Annotated in this window: 13 protein-coding genes; 8 read left to right on the forward strand and 5 right to left on the reverse strand. The window is 70.6% G+C overall.

Features of this window, described 5'->3' with window-relative positions; all coding sequences use genetic code 11:
• The first annotated feature begins 84 nt into the window (after positions 1-84).
• From QRX50_RS21320 to QRX50_RS21345, 6 genes are read left to right on the forward strand one after another with little or no spacing between them, the layout of a single operon-like run.
• On the forward strand, positions 85-1,407 hold the full coding sequence (locus QRX50_RS21320) for an aromatic ring-hydroxylating dioxygenase subunit alpha (RefSeq protein WP_285973677.1): 1,323 nt from the start codon (positions 85-87) through the stop codon (positions 1,405-1,407).
• Positions 1,407-1,871, forward strand: coding sequence for an aromatic-ring-hydroxylating dioxygenase subunit beta (locus QRX50_RS21325; protein ID WP_285973678.1), 465 nt, complete (start codon positions 1,407-1,409; stop codon positions 1,869-1,871). The genes QRX50_RS21320 and QRX50_RS21325 overlap by 1 nt, the downstream gene beginning before the upstream one ends.
• Positions 1,868-2,830, forward strand: coding sequence for a PdxA family dehydrogenase (locus QRX50_RS21330; RefSeq protein WP_285973679.1), 963 nt, complete (start codon positions 1,868-1,870; stop codon positions 2,828-2,830). The genes QRX50_RS21325 and QRX50_RS21330 overlap by 4 nt, the downstream gene beginning before the upstream one ends.
• Positions 2,827-3,825, forward strand: coding sequence for a 2Fe-2S iron-sulfur cluster-binding protein (locus QRX50_RS21335; RefSeq protein WP_285973680.1), 999 nt, complete (start codon positions 2,827-2,829; stop codon positions 3,823-3,825). The genes QRX50_RS21330 and QRX50_RS21335 overlap by 4 nt, the downstream gene beginning before the upstream one ends.
• A gap of 55 nt (positions 3,826-3,880) precedes the next feature.
• Positions 3,881-4,561, forward strand: a complete 681-nt coding sequence (locus QRX50_RS21340; protein WP_285973681.1) for an alpha/beta fold hydrolase — start codon at positions 3,881-3,883, stop codon at positions 4,559-4,561.
• Positions 4,558-5,913, forward strand: coding sequence for an MFS transporter (locus QRX50_RS21345; protein WP_285973682.1), 1,356 nt, complete (start codon positions 4,558-4,560; stop codon positions 5,911-5,913). Before QRX50_RS21340 ends, QRX50_RS21345 begins: the two co-directional genes overlap by 4 nt.
• A 44-nt stretch (positions 5,914-5,957) precedes the next feature.
• Here the strand turns inward: QRX50_RS21345 and QRX50_RS21350 are convergent, their stop codons facing one another.
• Both QRX50_RS21350 and QRX50_RS21355 read right to left on the reverse strand, forming a co-directional pair.
• Positions 5,958-8,156: a galactose-binding domain-containing protein gene (locus QRX50_RS21350; RefSeq protein WP_285973683.1), complete on the reverse strand. Its 2,199-nt coding sequence runs from the start codon at positions 8,154-8,156 to the stop codon at positions 5,958-5,960.
• A 28-nt stretch (positions 8,157-8,184) separates the two neighbouring features.
• Entirely contained in the window at positions 8,185-10,527 is a 2,343-nt protein-coding gene (locus tag QRX50_RS21355; protein ID WP_285973684.1) for a discoidin domain-containing protein, read from the reverse strand.
• A 237-nt stretch (positions 10,528-10,764) separates the two neighbouring features.
• Here QRX50_RS21355 and QRX50_RS21360 point away from each other — a divergent pair, with 237 nt between their 5' ends.
• Complete coding sequence (locus tag QRX50_RS21360) at positions 10,765-11,733, forward strand: alpha/beta hydrolase (protein WP_285973685.1); 969 nt, start codon at positions 10,765-10,767, stop codon at positions 11,731-11,733.
• Positions 11,734-12,089: 356 nt separating this feature from the next.
• Here QRX50_RS21360 and QRX50_RS21365 read toward each other — a convergent pair whose 3' ends face one another.
• Positions 12,090-14,687 (reverse strand): bifunctional FO biosynthesis protein CofGH, encoded by a 2,598-nt coding sequence (locus QRX50_RS21365; RefSeq protein WP_285973686.1) that lies wholly within the window; start codon positions 14,685-14,687, stop codon positions 12,090-12,092.
• 144 nt (positions 14,688-14,831) lie between these two features.
• On the opposite strand from QRX50_RS21365, the gene QRX50_RS21370 reads away from it, so the two are divergent.
• The gene (locus QRX50_RS21370; protein ID WP_434533299.1) at positions 14,832-16,445 is read left to right on the forward strand and encodes an IS1634 family transposase; all 1,614 of its coding nucleotides are present in this window, start codon (positions 14,832-14,834) and stop codon (positions 16,443-16,445) included.
• Here the strand turns inward: QRX50_RS21370 and QRX50_RS21375 are convergent.
• Complete coding sequence (locus QRX50_RS21375; protein WP_285973687.1) at positions 16,442-17,197, reverse strand: SDR family oxidoreductase; 756 nt, start codon at positions 17,195-17,197, stop codon at positions 16,442-16,444. The two genes, QRX50_RS21370 and QRX50_RS21375, sit on opposite strands and share 4 nt — an antisense overlap.
• Positions 17,198-17,204: 7 nt before the next feature.
• Entirely contained in the window at positions 17,205-18,035 is an 831-nt protein-coding gene (locus QRX50_RS21380) for an alpha/beta fold hydrolase (RefSeq protein ID WP_285973688.1), read from the reverse strand.
• Positions 18,036-18,300 lie beyond the last annotated feature (265 nt).

An 18,300-nucleotide genomic window follows, 5' to 3' on the forward strand; every position in this document is an offset into this window, starting at 1 on the left:
CAAGTGAATCTACGTTCGTTATTCGAACACTAGCAGGGGTGCCGCGAGCTGTCGAGCGGCGCCCCGGGCGAGGAGGAACCGACGATGGATCGCCTCACGGGGACCACTGCGGGCCGCGCACCCGACCGCAGCTGGCCGCGGTCGCTGACCCGGGTGCCGTACTGGGTCTTCCAGGACGAGGCGGTGTACCGCGCCGAGCAGGACCGGATCTTCCACGGTCCGCACTGGAGCTACCTGTGCCTCGAGGCCGAGTTCGCCGAGCCCGGCGACTTCTGCGCGACCTTCATCGGCGAGCAGCCGGTGCTGGTGACGCGCGACGTCGACGGGGAGGTGTACGCGTTCGAAAACCGCTGCGCCCACCGCGGCGCGCTGATCGCGATGGCCGACCACGGCAAGGCCCGCGACTTCACCTGCGTCTACCACGCCTGGACCTACAACCTGCAGGGCGACCTCACGGCCGTCGCGTTCGCCGAGGGCGTCGGCGGCAAGGGCGGGATGCCGCCGAACTTCTGTCTGTCCGACCACGGGCCGCGCAAGCTGCGCATCGCCGTGGTCCACGGGCTGGTGTTCGGTACTTTGTCGAACGACCTGCCCGACATCGAGGAGTACCTCGGCGAGGAGATCCTCGACCGCATCGACCGCGTGCTCGGCGGTCGCAAGCCAGTGGTGCTCGGCCGGTTCGCGCAGCGGCTGCCGAACAACTGGAAGCTGTACGCGGAGAACGTCCGCGACTCCTACCACGCCAGCATCCTGCACTTGTTCTTCACCACGTTCGGCATCAACCGGCTTTCGCAGCGTGGCGCGATCATCGTCGACGAGTCGGGTGGTCACCACGTGAGCTACTCGGCCATCGACCGCACGGCCGTCGCGAGCAACGAATACCGCGACCAGAAAATCCGCTCCGACAGCGAGTACCAGCTGGCCGACCCGTCGCTGCTCGAAGGGTTCAGCGAGGTCGGCGACGACGTGACGCTGCAGATCCTGTCGGTCTACCCGGGGTTCGTGCTGCAGCAGATCCAGAACTCGGTGGCCGTGCGGCAAATCCTTCCGCGCGGCACCGACGACACGCTGCTCAACTGGACTTACCTCGGCTTCGAGTCCGACACCGAAGAGCAGCGGCTGGTCAGGATGAAACAGTCCAACCTGGTCGGTCCCGCCGGCTACGTGTCCATGGAGGACGGTGGCATCGGCGGCTTCGTGCAGCGCGGTATCGCCGGCGCGTCCGATGAGTACGCGACGCTGCAGATGGGCGGCGACACCGCGGAGTCGAGCGAAAGCCGCGTCACGGAAGCGTCGGTCCGCGGGTTCTGGCTGGCCTACCGCGAGTCGATGGGTTTCGTGCCCGACGACGACGCGCCCCTCCCCGAGATCGGCAAGCACGAGCGCACCCGGGTGGTGCGCGCCTGATGGACAACCAGGTCGCCATCGCCCGCGCCCAGGCGCACTACGCCCGCTGCATCGACGACGGGCCGCTCGAAGACTGGCCCATGTTCTTCACCGAAAACTGCCACTACCGCGTGACCACGGCCGACAACTACGCCCGCGGCCTGCCCGCCGGCCTGATCTGGGCCGACACCCGGGGCATGCTGAAGGACCGCGTGTCAGCGCTCAAGGAAGCCAACATCTACGAGCCGCACGTGTACCGCCACATGCTCGGTCAGCCCGCGATCCTCACCGAGTCCGGCGGCGACGTCGAGAGCGAGACGCCGTTCTTCGTGCTGCGCGTCACCGGCGGCGGCCCGACCGACCTGTTCGCGAGCGGTCGTTATGTCGACCGCTACCGCGTCGAGGGCGATCAGGCTCTGCTGCGCGAACGCGTGGTCGTGTGCGACAGCAAGGAGATCGACACCCTGCTGGCGCTGCCGCTGTGAGCCGCGTACTGCTGGTCATCGGTGACCCCAACGGCATCGGACCCGAGATCGCCGTCGCGGCCGCAACCCAGGCCGAGGACCCGCCGGTGCTCGTGGGCGACCACCACGTGCTCGCGGATCTCGCCGCGGCGAAGGGGTTCCGGCTGCGGGAGCACACGCCCGGCGTCCCGCCCGAGGACGGTGTGCTCGACCTCGTGGACGTCGGGCACCTGCCGCCGGACGAGTTCCGGCCGGGTGTGCTCAGCGCGGAGGCGGGCGCGGCGGCCGTCCGCTACGTCACCGAAGCCGTCACACTCGCCCTCGGCGGCGGGTACCGCGGAGTGGTCGCCTGCCCGCACTCGGAGACGGCCGTGCACGCCGCGGGCATCCCGTTCCGCGGTTACCCGCCACTGATCGCGCAGCTCACCGGCGTGCCCGAGGACCGCGTGTTCCTGCTGCTCTCGGGCGGTGGCCTGAACATCGTGCACGCGACCCTGCACGAACGCCTCGCCGACGCCCTCGCCCGGCTCACCCCGGAGCTGGTCACCGCGGCCGGGAAAGCGTTGTGGGAAACCCTGCGGACGTTCGGCGTCGCCGTCCCGCGCGTCGGCGTCTTCGGCATAAATCCGCACGCGGGCGAGGGCGGCCTGTTTGGCAGCGAGGACGAGCGCGTCACCGCACCGGCCGTGGCTTCGCTTGTCGCGCAAGGCATCGACGCGGTCGGGCCGACCGGCGCCGACGTGGCGCTCACCACCCCGGGGCACGACGGGTTCGTCGCGCTGTACCACGACCAAGGCCACATCCCGGTCAAACTGCTGGCCGGCCGTACCTCGACCGCGTTGACCGTGGGCGCCGGCGTGCCGTTCTGCAGCGTCGGCCACGGTACGGCGTTCGACATCGCCGGCCGAGGCGTCGCCGATCCCACGGCCGTGGTCCGCGCGCTCGGCCTGTTCGGACGAACGAAGGAGACCACCGCATGATCACCGTGGCGGACACGGATGTCGAGATCCCTTGCGACGACGGGCAAACCGTGCTCGAAGCCGCCGAGAACGCGGGCTGGGCGATCCCGTACTCGTGCCGCAAGGGCGTCTGCACGTCGTGCACCGGTTCGCTCGTCGCGGGTTCGGTGGTCGTCCGCGGCCGCGGTGAGCTGACGGGGCCGGCCGACGGCGTGCTGCTCTGCCGCGCCGAACCGCAGGGCCCGGTCGTGGTCCGGCCGCGCCGCATCGAACGCAGCGAGCCGCCCCGGCGCAAGAAGCTCACCACGGTGGTGCACCGCATCCGCCGGCCCGCGCCTCGCGTCACCGTGCTCGACCTGCGGTTCCCGATCGGGCGGCGCGCGCCGTTCCGGGCCGGGCAGTTCCTGGAAGTGCAGCTGCCGGACGACGAACCGCGCCCGTACTCGCTCGCGAACCCGCCGCACCACAACGACGCGGTACAGCTGCACGTCCGCACCGAACCGGGCGGGCGGTTCTCCGAGCACACGGTGGGGGCACTGCGCCCCGGCGACACACTCGACGTCGAGACGCCGTTCGGCGAGTTCGTGCTCGACGACGGCGACGGGCCGATCCTCCTGCTCGCCACGGGCACCGGGTTCGCGCCGATCCAGTCGATCGTGCTCGACCTCATCGCCCGTCGCAGCACCCGGCCCGTCCACCTGTATTGGGGCGCGCGGACGGAGGAGGACCTCTACCTGGCCGAGCTCCCGCAGCGCTGGGCGGCCCGGCACCGCTGGTTCGACTACACACCGGTGCTTTCCCGCCCCGGCAAGGGCTGGTCCGGCGCCACCGGCCATGTCCAGCACACCGCGCTGGCCGACCACCCGGAGCTGACCGGCCATCGCACGTACGCCTGCGGCAGCGAAGCGATGACCACCGACGCCCACGACCTGCTCACCGCCCGCGGCGGCCTGCCGACCGAGAGCTTCCTGGCCGACTCGTTCGTGCCCGCCGCCGAGCCCCGCGTTTCTGCCTGACCGCTTTCCGAACTGCGTTTCCGTCTGAACCCACCACGATTCAAAGGAGAATCCCATGGACTTCGTGCTCGTCCACGGCGCCTGGTACGCCGGCTGGAGCTGGCGGGAAGTGGCCGAAGCGCTGCGCGAGCAGGGCCACGAGGTGCACGTCGTCGAACAGCTGCCCAGCGGGGGACCGGACCCGGCCGCGTTCGGTGATGTGGCCGCGGACGTGGCCCACGTGCGTGACGTCATCGACGGCCTCGATCGTGACGTCGTGCTGGTCGGGCACTCCTACGGCGGCATCGTCGTCGGCGAGCTCTCCGACCACCCGCGCGTGCGCCACAGCGTGTTCCTGTCGGCGTTCCGGCCGCGCCGCGGCGAAAACCTGCTCGACATCCGTTCGCCGCACCCGCAGGAGTGGATCGTGCCCCGCGAAGACGGCACGCTGCACGTCACCGACGACTACGCCCTGGCCCGCAAGGTCCTCGCCCCCGACCTCGACGAAACCGCGTTCGCCGGCGTCCACGGGCAGCGCCACGCGCACGCGGCCGTCACCTTCACCCAGCCCGCCACCGAACCCGAGCGCACGCACCCGGTCACCTACGTCGTGTGCGAGCGCGACGAGGCCATCTTCCCCGTGGACCAGGAGAAGATGGCCGCGGAGGCCGACCACGTCCTGCGCCTCGACGCCCCGCACCTGGCGCCGCTGACGCACCCGCGTGAAGTGGCCGACCTGCTGGCCGGCACCCGGTGACGGCCGGGGTTCGGCTGAGCGGGTTCGTCGACGGCAAGCGCGTCAGCGCGTTCCAGTACGGCACGGTGGTGCTGTGCGGGCTGGTGATGTTCTTCGACGGCTTCGACACGCAGGCCATCAACTACCTCGCCCCGCACATCGCGAAGGACTGGGGACTGAAGGTCGCGGTGCTCGGCCCGATCTTCTCCTCGGCCCTGGTCGGCCTGATGGTCGGTTACCTCGTGCTCTCGCCGCTGTCCGACCGCTTCGGCCACCGGCGGCTCGTGATCGCGGGCACGGCGTTGTTCGCGCTCACGAGCCTCGTGTCCGTGTGGGTCGGCGGCGTGGCCGAGCTCGTGGTACTGCGGCTGATCACGGGCATCGGTCTGGGAGCTGCGGCACCGAGCGCGGTCGCGCTCACCGCCGAGTACACGCCGAAACGCCTGCGGGCGAGCTTCGTCCTGGCGATCTACTGTGGATTCTCGCTCGGGTTCGTCGTGGCCGGGGTGGTGTCGGGCTGGCTCGTGCCGACGGCCGGCTGGCGTTCGGTGTTCCTCGTGGGCGCGCTGGCGCCGATGGTGATCATCCCGCTGATGCTGAAGTTCCTGCCGGAGTCGCTCGTGTTCCTGGTGGGCCGCGGCGCGAACGCCGAACGCGCGTACCGGCTGTGCCGCCGCATCGATCCGGCGCTGCCTTCGGAGCCGCAGCCGGTGACCGTCGACGCGGCCGAAGCCGGTGGCCGCGTGAAGCTGAAGGCGCTGCTGGCCAACGGCGGGGTGCTGAGCACGGTGCTGCTGTGGGTCGTGTTCGCCGTCAACCTCGGCGAGTTCTACGCGTTGCAGAGCTGGCTGCCGACGATGCTCACGGACCTCGGCTTCGCCAACGGCACCGTGGTCACCGCCACGAGCCTCACGACCGTCGGCGGGATCGTCGTCGCGCTCGTCGTGGGCCCGGCGATGGACCGCCTGGGCGCGTTCGGTTCGCTGGGCGCGTTGTTCGTGGTGGGTGCGGTGTTCCTCGCGGTGACCGGGCCGGCGTTCCACGCGCCGGTGTGGCTTCTGCTGGCGGCGATGTTCCTCGTCGGCTGCGGGGTCAGCGGTGGCCAGAAGGCGCTGATCGCGCTGGCCGCCGTGGTCTACCCGGTGAACATCCGCTCGACGGGCGTCGGCTGGGCGCTGGGCATCGGCCGCCTCGGCGGGATCCTCGGCCCGCTCGTCGTCGGCGCCGCGGTCGCGGCCGACTGGTCCCCGGCGGCGATCTTCCTCGCGCTGTCCGGACCGATGCTGGTGTGCGCGGTGCTGATCCTCTACCTGGGACGGCGGGCTCGGCAGACGGCCGAGGTCGCCGAGCGGGAACCGGCGCCCGCGGTGTGAAGGAAGGGCTCCCTGCTCACCGGCGGGGAGCCCTTCCCGGTTCATCAGGCCGCGGCCACCTCCAGTTCCGAGACCTGCCCGGCCGGCCGGTGTTGCCGGTGATCGTCACGCGCACGAAGCGCTGCGTCGTCGTGCCGAAGCTCGCCGACGCCGTGTTGCCCGACGACGGGCTGAAGTTTCCAGCCGCGCGAGGCGACCAGCGTCGTCCACGAGCCGCCGTCGGTGCTGCCCTGCACGGTGAGCGCCTGGGTGCGGGCGCCCCAGTCGCCCGACGGCGGCAGCTTCAGCGTCACCTTGTTGATCGCCGCCGCGTCACCGAGGTCGACGATCAGCGTCTGCGGGAACGCGTTGTTCGCGCTCTCCCAATAGGTGCTCGCGTTGCCGTCCACGGCATTGCCAGGCGGGAAACCGCCCTGCGAGCCGCTGGCTGTGATGGCCTTGCCGCGCGCGATGTTCGCGCCCGACTTCGGCGGCTGCGGCGGGCCGGAGTTCGGCGCGGGCCAGCTGGAGCAGTCGTTCCACGTGCCGGTCCAGCCGCTGTTGCCCGAACCGTTGAAGGTCATCTTCGGGATCGAGCCCGGGTAGGGGCAGTTGTACGTGCCGACGACGCCGACCCCGGACGCCGTGAGGTTGTTGATCGACACCGTGCCCTGGGTCTGCGACTGCGCGACGAACGTGCCCGCGCCGCGCACGGTGACGCCGTCGATCGTGATGCCGCTGACCTGCTTGCCCGCGCCGTTGCCGTCGATGAACTGGATGGCCTCGTACGGGCTGTCGATCGCCGTGAAGCCGTTGACGCGGATGGTCACGCCGGAAATGGCCTGGTCCCGCGCGTCGAACCACAGCGCGCCGACGCCGAACTGCCAGTTGGGATCGAGCGCCCCGGCCCGCAGCGCGGTGTTGTTCGTCAGCGTGACGGTGCCCGAGAGCGGCACCGAGTTGAACCGGTTGGCCACGAGGTAACCGCCGCCCAGCGCGTTGGTGTCCTGGATGAGGTTGCCGCTCACGGTGTTGTTCGAGCCGCCGTACAGCGCGATCCCGTTGGCCAGGTTCGGTTGCACCACGGTGTTGTTCGCGATGGTGATGCCGGAGTCGGCCTGGCCGTTGGACCACAGTGCGAGCGCGTCGTCACCGTTGTTGCGCAGGTAGTTGTTGCGGATCGCCGAATTCGTGACGGCGCCGTCGAAGTTCACGCCGTCGGCCTGAGTGTCGAGGATGCGGTTGTTCTCGATCGTGAGGTTCGACGACGCGCCGTTCATCAGCCACAGGCCGCACTTGGTGTCCTGGATCCACAGGCCCGAGACGACCGAGCCGGTGCCGAGCACGCCGTGGAACGCGTTGTCCGGGCTGGAGTCGTTGCGTTCGGAGACCGAGCCGAACACGGCGAAGTCGTAGAGCTTGATGTTCCCGGACGCGCTGCCGTTGTTGAAGATGTTGTTGCCGTGCAGCACGGTGTACCACTGTCCGGCACCGCGCACGGTGGTCTGGTCGATCTGCAGCGCCGACCCGATTTCGAATCGGCCCGCCGGGATCCACACTTCCTTGCCCTGCTGACGGGCGGCTTGCAACGCGTTGCGGAAGGCTTGCGTGTCGTCGCCGGAGTCGTTGGCGGTGGCGCCGTAATCAGTGACCGACAGCGAGCCCGCCGGTTGTGTGCCGGCGCCGCCGACCTGCTCGAAGTCGGCGAGGTCGATCGTGGCTTGCCCGACGTCACCGGAGTCGAGCTGCACCTTGACCTTCGCGCCCGCGGCGGCGTTCTGGCCGAACAGCAGGCGCGCGTCGTCGAAGAAGTGGTGGGTCTTCGCGCCCGGGATGCCCGGGGTGTCGGTGTAGGTGTACTGCGACGTCACGGAAAGCCCGCTGCCGAGCTTGGTCCCGTTGACGTACACTGACATCCGGCCGGAGCTGCCGCCGGGCAGGTTGTAGTGGACGTTGACCGAGTTGGCCGCGGCCGGCAGCGTGAACTCCACGTATTCGCCCTGCCCGAGCCGCACGGCCTGGCGGCCGGACGCTTCGGAGGCCACCGTCGCCTGCGTGTAGTCGGGGCTAACGGCGGAACCGTTGGTGGCACTGCATTCGGCTTCAACCGTCCGGAACGGAACGCTCGCACCGCCGGACGCCGTGGCCGGGCAGGTCGCCGCCGCGGCGGGGGTGCCCGAGCCGACCGCGAACACGGTCAGCCCGGAGGACACCAGCGCCGCGGCCAGCGAGGCCGCCCTGCGTCGTGCTGAGGTGGGGGACATCTTTCGCCTTTCTGCGGGTTTCCGGGGATCAGGACGCGTAGGCCTTGAGCTCGGACAGCTGCCCGGCCGGCCAGCCGGTGTTGCCGGCGAAGCTCAGGCGCAGGTAGCGGGTGCTCGTGGGGCTGAAGGAGACGGTGGCGGTGTTGCCGCTCGCCGGGTCGAAGCGATAGCCGGTCTCGGATTTCAGCGTGGTGAACGACGAACCGTTGATGCTGCCCTGGACGGTGAGCGTCTGCGTGCGTGCGCCCCAGTCGTTCGACGGCGGCAGCTTGAGCACGAGCCGGCCGACGTTCAGGGCACTGCCGAGGTCGACGGTCAGCGTCTGCGGGAACGCGTTGTTGCCGCTTTCCCAGTAGCTGCTCGGATCGCCGTCCACGGCGTTGCCCGGAGGAAAGCCACCCTGGGAGCCGCTCGCCGTGCTTGTCTTGCGCAGAGCCAGATTCCCGGTCGGCGGCTGCGTGGGTGTCGTGGGAGTCGTCGGCGTGGTCGGGGGAGTCGTGCCGCCGTTGTCGCCGTTGTAGACCGGCGTCGGCCACGAACCGCAGAACGTGGTGGTCCAGCCCGAGTTGCCGCCCTGGTCCGCGAGACCCGTGAGCGCGTCCGGGCCCATGCAGTTGTACACGCCCGCGCGGCCGACGTTCGTCGCGACGACGTTCTTGACCGTACCGCTCGGTTTGGACTGCAGCTGCCACGCGAACGTGCCCGCGCCGGTGATCCGCAGGCCGTCGAAGTGCACGTCGGTGGTGGCGCCGTCGATGAACTGCACGCCCTCGTAGTTGTTGTCCAGCAGGTCGTTGTCCACCACGTCGATGCGGCCGGTGATGGCCGAGTCGCGCCCGTCGAACCACAGCGCGCCGACGCCGAACTGCCAGTTGGAGTCGAGCACGCCGGTGCGGATCGCGGTGTTGCGCGTGACGGTGGTGGTGCCCGAGAGCGGCACGGCGCTGAACCGGTTGGCCACGTTGATTGCGCCGCCCTGGTCCTGGTTGTCGGCCACCACGTTGTCGGACACGGTGTTGTCGTGGCCGCCGTAGATCGCGATGTTGTTCGCGAGGATCGGCAGCAGCACCGTGTTGAACGAGAACGTGTTGTGGTGGTCGGCGTCGTGCTCGGCCCACATGGCGAGGCCGTCGTCGCCGGTGTTGCGCAGGAAGTTGTTCGTCACCATCGTGTTGCTGATGCCCTGGTGCAGGTTGAGGCCGTCGGCCGTCTGGTCGAGGACGCGGTTGCCGCGCACGGTGAGCCCGTCGAAGGGCCCGTCGAGCCACAGCCCGACCTTCGTGTGCTGCAGCCACAGGTTCTGTACGACCGAACCGCCGCCGAGCGCGCCGCCGATGGCGTTGGACTGGTCGCAATCGACGCGGGCCTGGACGTCGCCGATGATCGCGAAGTCGTAGAGCCCGACGTTCGTGCTGCTGCCGGGCACGGCCGCGTTGCCGGGGTACGTCGGGGTGGCGCAGCTGGCCGGCTCGCCCTTGCCGAAGATGCCCGCGCGGGTGCCGTGCAGCTCGGAGTACCACGGCCCGGCGCCACGGATCGTCACCTGGTCGACGGTGATGTGGTGGTTGAGCGTGAACGAGCCGGCGGGGATCCAGACCTGCTTGCCCTGCGTCTTCGCGGCGGCCACGGCGGCGTCGAACGCGCCGGCGTCGTCGCTCGTGTCGCCGGTGGTGGCGCCGAAGTCGGTGACACTCACGGCGTTGGCGGGTTTGGCCGCGGGTGCGGCGACCTGCTCGAAGTCGGCGAGGTCGACGGTCGCGGGGGTCACGTCGCCGGCGTCGATCTGCAGCTTGATCTTGGTGCCGGCGGGATAGCTGGTGCCGAACAGGGTGCGCACCTCGTCGTAGAAGTGGTGCGCCTTGCCCTGGCCGGGCTCGTTGCTGAAGGGGTAGCCGCCGTAGTACCAGCCATAGCGGGAGGTCAGGTTGAGGTCGCGGTTGTGGCTGCCGTTGACGTAGACCGAGATCGTGCCGTTGATCCCCGTGCCCTGGGCGCTGTCGGGGAGGCTGTAGCGGAAGTCGAGCGAGTTGGCCGCGGCGCTGAGGGTGAACTCGACGTACTTGCCCTGGCCGGTCAAGGTGACCGCCTTGCGGCCGGACGCCTCACCGGCGAGGGAGCCGGCGCTGCGGTCTGGGCCGATCACGGTGCCGTTGGTGGCGGCGTTCTCGGCTTCCTGCTCGACGAACGGGACGGTGGCGCCGCGGCCGGCGACGGCGGCGTTGGGTGTGGCTGCCGCCGGGTTGCCGGGAGCCGCGATCACGGTCAAGGCCGTGAGGCCGGCGGCCGCGAGCACGGCGCTGCCGAGGGCGGTGATCTTTGTCGGGGTGGGCCGTCGTTTTTCGGGCGCGCTGAAGACACCTAGGGGAGACACGGGGCAGCACTCGCCTTTCGTCGGGGTCGGGTGCACTGGTGGGGACAGTGTGTGAGCTGGATCATACGAATTCCCGACAGGAAATCGCAATAGTCGGACTGACTTACGCAAATTTTCGACATAGGCCGTCAGGGCTGGCTCGGCTCGAGGATTTCCCGCCACCTGGCGGAGGTGGCGCGGGGCCCGGCCGGGCCAGGATGATCAGGGGAGAGCCACGACGTCCTGGGAGGTACCGAGATGACCGCGACCCGTCCGCAGGTGGGGCCGCCGCTGCCGTTCGACCCCGAGCTCGAGGTGGTGCTGGAGCAGATGCGGGCCGAGCGGCCGGCGCTCGACTCGGCCGCCGCGATCCCGGCCCTGCGCGAGGAGCGCGCCACGCGTGAGCTCTCCCTGGCAGAGGTCGCGGCCGACGGCACCGTCACGCTGTCCGAAGTGGACGCCGACGGTGTGCCGCTCGTCATCGGCCGCCCGACCCACGTGACCGCCGACGCCCCGGTGCTCTACTGGATGCACGGCGGCGGCATGATCCTCGGCGGGCACCGCGGCCGTGACCTGCTGGTGCTCAAGGAGTACGCGGTTTCGCTCGGCCTGGCGTTCGCCTCGGTCGACTACCGCGTCGCCCCGGAGCACCCGCATCCCGCGCCGGTCGAGGACTGCTACACGGGTCTGAAGTGGACAGTCGAGCACGCTGATTCCTTGGGCATCGACCGTTCCCGGGTGATCGTCGGCGGCGCCAGCGCGGGCGGCGGCTTGGCGGCCGCCGTGGCCCTGCTGTCGCGCGACCGCGGCGGCCCGGCCCTGCTCGGCCAGCTGTTGCTGTATCCGATGCTCGACGACCGCAACGACACCCCGTCGTCGTTCCAGATGGCCGGCCTCGGCGTCTGGGACCGCACCGCCAACGACATCGGCTGGACCGCCCTGCTCGGCTCCGCCCGCGGCGGCCCCGACGTCTCGCCCTACGCCGCCCCGGCCCGCGCCGAGGACCTGTCGGGCCTCCCGCCGGCCTTCCTGGACGTCGGCACCGCCGAAACCTTCCGCGACGAAGTGGTCACCTACGCGACGCGCCTGTGGCAAGCCGGCGTCCAAGCCGAGCTGCACGTGTGGCCGGGCGCCTACCACGGCTTCGACGGCTCGGCACCCGACGCGGCCCTGTCGGTGCAGGCCCGCGCGGCGCGGGCGCCGTGGCTGCGGCGGATCCTCGGCTGAGGCCTTGTGGTGAGCTGCGGCCCAGGCGTCTGCAGCTCACCACCTCACCCCGGGGCCCTTCCTCCGACTGAGGCCGACTTCCGCTGCCGAGTCAGGCCTTGGCGCTCAACCCGTCGCTGGTCACGAAGGCCGTCTCAAACGGCAGCGTTTGCCCGAGCAAGGTCGTCATCACGCATCGCCTGCCGCACTGTCTCCGGAAGCCGCCACCGCGCCACGCAACGCCCCGCAGACCTCGCGGGCCAAGAATCCACGGCCACCGCGCGAAGCCGCGACACACGAGAAATCCCCAGCGCCCCAAGCGAAACCGCAAGGAGCACCGGGGATCCCCACCAAACCAGCGAGAACCTGACCACCCATCAAGAAGTCAGCAGCGGCAACAACGGCTTCCGCACCGCCGTCGCCACCCCGTCCGAAGCCTCCGCCGCCGCAACGCGTTCAGCCGACGGCGTCCCATACCCAGTCGTCCGCTGCCGCAGCGGTCGGCCCAGCGGCTCGACCATCGCGCGCATGTCGCTGATCGTCTTGTACGAGCCGTTCGACGCGCCGGCCATGCGGGAGATCGTCTCCTCCATCAGCGTGCCGCCGATGTCGTTGACACCGCCCTGGAGCACGGCCCGGCTGCCTTCTTCGCCGAGCTTCACCCAGGAGCTCTGGATGTTGTCGATCATCCCGTGCAGCAGCAGCCGCGCCAGGGCGTGGACCGCCCGGTTCTCGTTCTGGGTCGCGCCCGGGCGGGCGAGCCCGGCGAGGTAGATCGGCGAGCTCTGATGGATGAACGGCAGCAGCACGAACTCGGTGAACCCGCGCCGCCCGTGCTTCTCGAGGCCTTCGCGCTGCAGCCGGGCGAGCAGCTTCAGGTGGGCGACCCAGTGCGCGGGTGTGTCGACGTGGCCGTACATCATCGTGGACGTCGTCGGCAGCCCGATCTCGTGCGCGGTGGTGACGACCTTGATCCACTCCGACGTGGGCAGCTTGCCCTTGGTCAACACCCAGCGGACGTCGTCGTCGAGGATCTCCGCCGCCGTGCCCGGCAGGGAGTCCACACCGGACTCCTTGGCCTGGATCAGCCAGTCCCGCAGGGACAGGTTGGTCCGCGACGCGCCGTTCACGACCTCCATCGGGCTGTAGGAGTGCAGGTGGATGTCGGGCCGGCGGCGCTTGACCTCGGCCGCGAGGTCGAAGTACGCGGTGCCGGGCAGATCGGGGTGGATGCCGCCCTGCATGCAGATCTCGGTCGCGCCCGCGGCCCACGCCTCGTCCACGCGGTCGCCGACCTGCTCCAGCGAGAGTGTGTACGCGTCGGCGTCGGTGCGTCGCTGGGCGAAGGCGCAGAAGCGGCAGCCGGTGTAACAGACGTTGGTGAAGTTGATGTTGCGCGTCACGACGAACGTCACGTCGTCGCCCACCGTCTCGCGCCGCAGGTCGTCGGCGAGCTTCGTGAACGCGTCCAGCTCCTTGCCCTCGGCGGACAGCAGCGCCAGTGCGGCGTCGTCGGACAGCCCGGCGGGGTCCTTTTCCGCACTGCGCAAGGCTTCCAGCACGGTGGAGTCGAACTTCTGCACCCCGGTCTTGATCCGGTCGCCGATCTCCTTCCAATCCCCGTACACCGAGTCGAAGTCGCTCCGGCGGTCTTCCGTGCGGCCGGTGGTGTCGATCTCGGTGTGCAGGTCGGTGCGGCCGGACTGCTGCCAGCCGCCGTCCGGCTCCTGCCACGGGATGCCGACCGGCATCGCGCCCTCGCGCGCCATCCCGGTGGCCGGGTCGACGAGCGCGGCGACGTGCCGGGTGATCCGCGGGTCCAGCCACGGCTCGCCGGCGTTGACGTATTCGGGGTAGATCGTGAGCCGTTCCTTCAGCTCGAAGCCGGCCTTGTCCGTGTGGCGGGCCAGCTCGTCGATCTGCGGCCACGCGCGTTCCGGGTTGACGTGGTCCGGGGTCAGCGGCGAAACGCCGCCCCAGTCGTCGATTCCGGCCCGGATCATCAGGTCGTACTGGTTGCCGATCAGGTTCGGCGGCGCCTGGATGCGCATCTTCGGGCCGAGCACGAGCCGCGCCACGGCGATGTTCGCGGCCAGCTCTTCGAGGTCGGCGTCCGGGGTCGCGCGCATCTTCGTGTCCGGCTTGGCCCGGAAGTTCTGCACGATGACTTCCTGGATGCCTCCGTAGGTCTTGGCGACCTTGCGGATCTCGAACAGGGCGTCCGCGCGCTCCTCGTGCGTCTCGCCGATGCCGATCAGCACCCCGGTCGTGAACGGCACGGAGCTGCGCCCGGCGTCCTCCAGCACGCGCAGCCGGACGGCGGGATCCTTGTCCGGCGAGCCGTAGTGCGGGCCGCCCTTCTCGCTCCACAGCCGCGTCGCCGTGGTCTCGAGCATCATGCCCATCGACGGCGCGACCGGCTTGAGCCGCTGGAAGTCCTGCCAGCTCAGCACGCCGGGGTTCAGGTGCGGCAGCAGGCCGGTCTCCTCCAGCACGCGGATGGCCATCGCGCGGACGTAGGAGAGCGTGTCGTCGTAGCCGTGGGCGTCGAGCCAGTCGCGCGCGGCCTTCCAGCGGTCCTCGGGCCGGTCGCCGAGCGTGAACAGGGCTTCCTTGCAGCCCATCTCAGCGCCCTTGCGGGCGATCTCGAGGACCTCGTCGGGTGAGAGGAACGGCGACTCGAGCCGGCCGGGCACGGTCACGAAGGTGCAGTAGCCGCAGCGGTCGCGGCACAGCCGCGTCAGCGGGATGAAAACCTTACGGCTGTAGGTGATGACGCCCGCGCGGCCGGCGGCTTCGAGCCCGGCGTCGCGGATGCGTGAGGCGTGCTCGGACAGCGTCTTGAGGTCGTCACCGCGGGCGTGCAGCAGCACGGTGGCCTCGGCGAGGTCGAGTGTCTTCCCGTCCCTGGCCCGCGCGAGCGCGCGGCGCATCGCCGACGGGGTGGGGGCGGTCAACTCGGGTTCGGGTGCCATTCCCGTCACGCTAGGACCAGCTCGCGGAAGCAGGCCAGTGCGTTGTCCGCCACGTGCTCACCCGTTCGGAAGGGACGATCATCCGCGCTGGTCAGCGGCTTGGAAAGGTTGTCGATCACCCGAGAAACGTGTATTACCTAAAGTGTGGCATCGGTGATCGGGAAGCGCATCGGCGGGCGGACGTACTACTACCTGGCCGAATCCGCGCGGGTCGACGGCGCGCCGCGGGTGGTGACGCAGCGGTACCTCGGCACGGCCGAGGACATCGCCGGCGCGCTGCCCGGCGGCGCGGAACCAGGCGGCGCGCGGCATCGCACGTTCGGTGACGTCGCCGCCGTGTGGGGCACGATCCAGCGCCTCGATCTCGTCCGGCGGGTCGACGCCGTGGCCGGTCCGCAGCGAGCCAAGACCACGCTCGGGTTCCACGTCGCGCTCGCCGTGCTGCACCGTGCGACCGGGGCGGGCGCGAGCTTCGAGGAGTGGTGGGCCGGCTGCGCGGCGCAGGACCTCGTGCGCCCGCGTCCGCCGAAAGCCGCCGTCACCACGGCCGCGCACTGGCGGGCGTTGCAGCGCCTGACGCCGGAGCGCATCACGGGCGTCGAAACGGCGGTCGCCGAAGCCGTGCTCGACCTGCTCGGCGACGACGGCACCTCCGCGCTCGCGGTGGACGTCCCCCAGTTCGCGGCCTTCACCGCCGCCGACTGCACGGTGCCCTCCGCGTGTCAGGACGCGCTCGCCGGCCTCGGCCTCGTGGTCACCCGGGACGGCGCGATCCCGCTCGCGTCGCGCGTGTACCGCAGGGAGAGCGGCGCGGCGCCGACGTTCGGCGCGCTGGCGGGGGAGCTGGGCGAGCGCTACCCGGCCACGGACGTCACACTCGTCTTCCACGCCGGGCAGGCCGCGCAGCTCGACCTCGGCGCGAGGCGCGGGTTCGTCGGCTCGCTCCCGCCGGCCGACCACCCGGAGCTGCTCACGCAGCCGGCCTCGGCCCGCCGGCGCGTGGACCCGGAACGCTTCGCCGGGCTGACCGCGATCGACACCCGCGCGACCGTCGACGGCGTGCGGCGCCGGGTCATCCTCACGCACTCGGCCACGCTGTACGCGGCTCAGTACCGCGCGTTCACCGACGAGCTGAGCACCGCGACCCGCGAGCTCGACGGCCTGGCCGCGGCCCTGGAAGCCGGCACCCACCGCGGCGACCGCACCCAGGTCCACGCGGAGATCTCGCGGGTCACGCGCGGCCGCCGCATCGGCCGGGTCCTGGAGGCGACGCTCACCGGCACCCGGACGGGCGAGATCCGGCTGACGCGCCGCGTCGACGAAGCGGCCGTCGCCCGGCTGGTGGACGAGTACTTCGGCAAGCAGATCCTCGTGACCGACCGCGACTGGCCGGTGGCCGAGATCGTCACCGCCTACCGTGCGCGGACCTACCTCGAGTCCACGTTCCGCTGGCTCACCGGCCCCGCCGCCCTCGGCCCGACGCCGCGGTGGGAGTGGACCCCGCAGCGCGTCGCCGTGCACGCGCTGGTCTCGGTGCTCGCCGCCACCGTCACGCACCTCATGCGGCGCGAGGCCGACCGCGCCGGGATGAACCTGTCCGTGGGCGAGCTGCTCGACCAGCTGTGCGGCATCGGCGAGACGGTGCTGCGCTACCCGTCCACCGGCGGGCGTCCGCGCAGCCGCCGCATCCTCACCGACCGCGACCCGGCGCAGCAGGCGCTGTTCGACCTGTTCGGGCTGGAGCGGTTCGCGCCCTAGCTCTGGCTGTCGCGCTGGATGGTCAGGGCCGAGAAGCTCTGCACGACCGGCATGATCTCGATGACGTTCACGTTGACGTGCGGCGGCTGCGCGGCGGCCCAGAACACCGACTCGGCGATGTCGTCGGCGGTGAGCGGGGTGGTGCCGGCGTAGACGCCCGCGGCCTTGTCGTCGTCGCCGAAGCGGACGTTGGAGAACTCCGTGCCGCCGACCATGCCGGGCTCGATGTTGGTCACGCGCACGCCGGTGCCGCGCAGGTCGCTGCGCAGGTTGAGGCTGAACTGGTGCACGAACGCCTTGGTCGCGCCGTAGACGTTGCCGCCGGGGTAGGGGTAGGTGCCGGCGATGGAGCCGATGTTGATCACGTGGCCGCTGCCGCGCTCGACCATGCCGGGCAGCACCGCGCGGGTGAGGTGCACGAGGCCGGTCACGTTGGTCTCGATCATCTGGTCCCAGTCCTCGAGCTTGGCCTCCTGCGCCGGCTCGAGGCCCTTGGCCAGGCCCGCGTTGTTCACGAGCACGTCGATCCGGCCCCAGTCGCCGGGCAGCGCGCCGACGGCCGCGACGATCGCGTCGCGGTCGCGCACGTCGAGCACCACCGGCAGCACGGACTCGCCGAGCTCCGAGGTCAGCGCGGCGAGCCGGTCGGCACTGCGGGCCGCGGCGACGACCCGCGAGCCCTCGGCCACGAACCGGCGCGTGATCGCGGCACCGAACCCGGCACTCGCGCCGGTCACGAATACGGTCTTCATGGGTGGGTCACCGTTCTTCCGCCTGGGGGTCCGGCCGGGGCCGGAGTGGGTTCAGGAACCGGCCGAACACGTCGTTGAACTCGGCCGCGGACTCCAGGTTAGGCAGGTGGCCCGCGCCTTCCAGCACCGCCAGTGCGGAACCGGCCACGAGCCGGTGCATGAGCTGCGCGTCGGCGACCGGGGTGAACTCGTCTTCGCTGCCGACTGTCACCAGGGTGGGGACTTCGACCTGTTCGAGGGTCACCCGGTAGTCGGGGCGCAGCGCACGGGCCCGGAGTGCCGCGGCGGCGCCGGCGGGTGCGCTGGTGCGCATCATCGTGAAGACGTGCTCGGTGACTTCGGCGTTCTTCGCGCGGGTTCGCGGGGAGACCATCTTCGGGAGGAGCTCGGTCGCGTAATCGCGCATGCCTTCCTTCTCGACCCGGCCGGCGGCGGCTCGTCTGTTCCGGCGGCCTTCGGGGGTCTCCGCGGTGGGGAAGGTGTCGGCGAGCAGAAGCGCTTGGACGCGCTGGGGATGGTCGGCGATGGTCTGCATGGCGATCTGGCCGCCCATGGACAGGCCGCCGAGGACGAAGGTGGCGAGGCCGAGGTGGTCGGCCAGCGCGATGAGGTCGTGGGCGAAGTCTTTCAGGCTGGTCACGGCGGGACCGGTGCTCTCGCCGTAGCCGCGGAGGTCGGGGACGACCACGCGGAAGCCCCGTTCGGCGAAGTGCTCGGTCTGGGGGTGCCACATGGAGCGGTTGAAGGGGTGGCCGTGGACGAGCAACAGCGCTGGTTCGCTGGTGCCCCGGTCGTCGTAGGTGAGGACGGCGCCATGGTGGGTCTCGAGGGTGGGCATGGGGCTGACGGTAGGCAGAGCTTTGTATCGGTGCAATGCGCCGCAATGTAGTCGGAGCAATGTTTTTCGCCAGTCGACGGAGCGGCTGGACGAGGTGTCCGGGGCTGCGGTAGGGCGATTCCGGGGACAACACGGGGTTTGACCTGGGAAGATCGAGTTAAGGGACCCCCCTGTTCTGGGGCGTTTTCGGCCATGTAAAGTTCTCCAAGTCGCCAGGGAAACCGGGCGGCCACCGGGACACGAACCAAGCTCTCGCCTCAGGCGA

This window comes from Amycolatopsis sp. 2-15 (genome assembly GCF_030285625.1).
In the GTDB taxonomy this organism is placed as follows: domain Bacteria; phylum Actinomycetota; class Actinomycetes; order Mycobacteriales; family Pseudonocardiaceae; genus Amycolatopsis; species Amycolatopsis carbonis.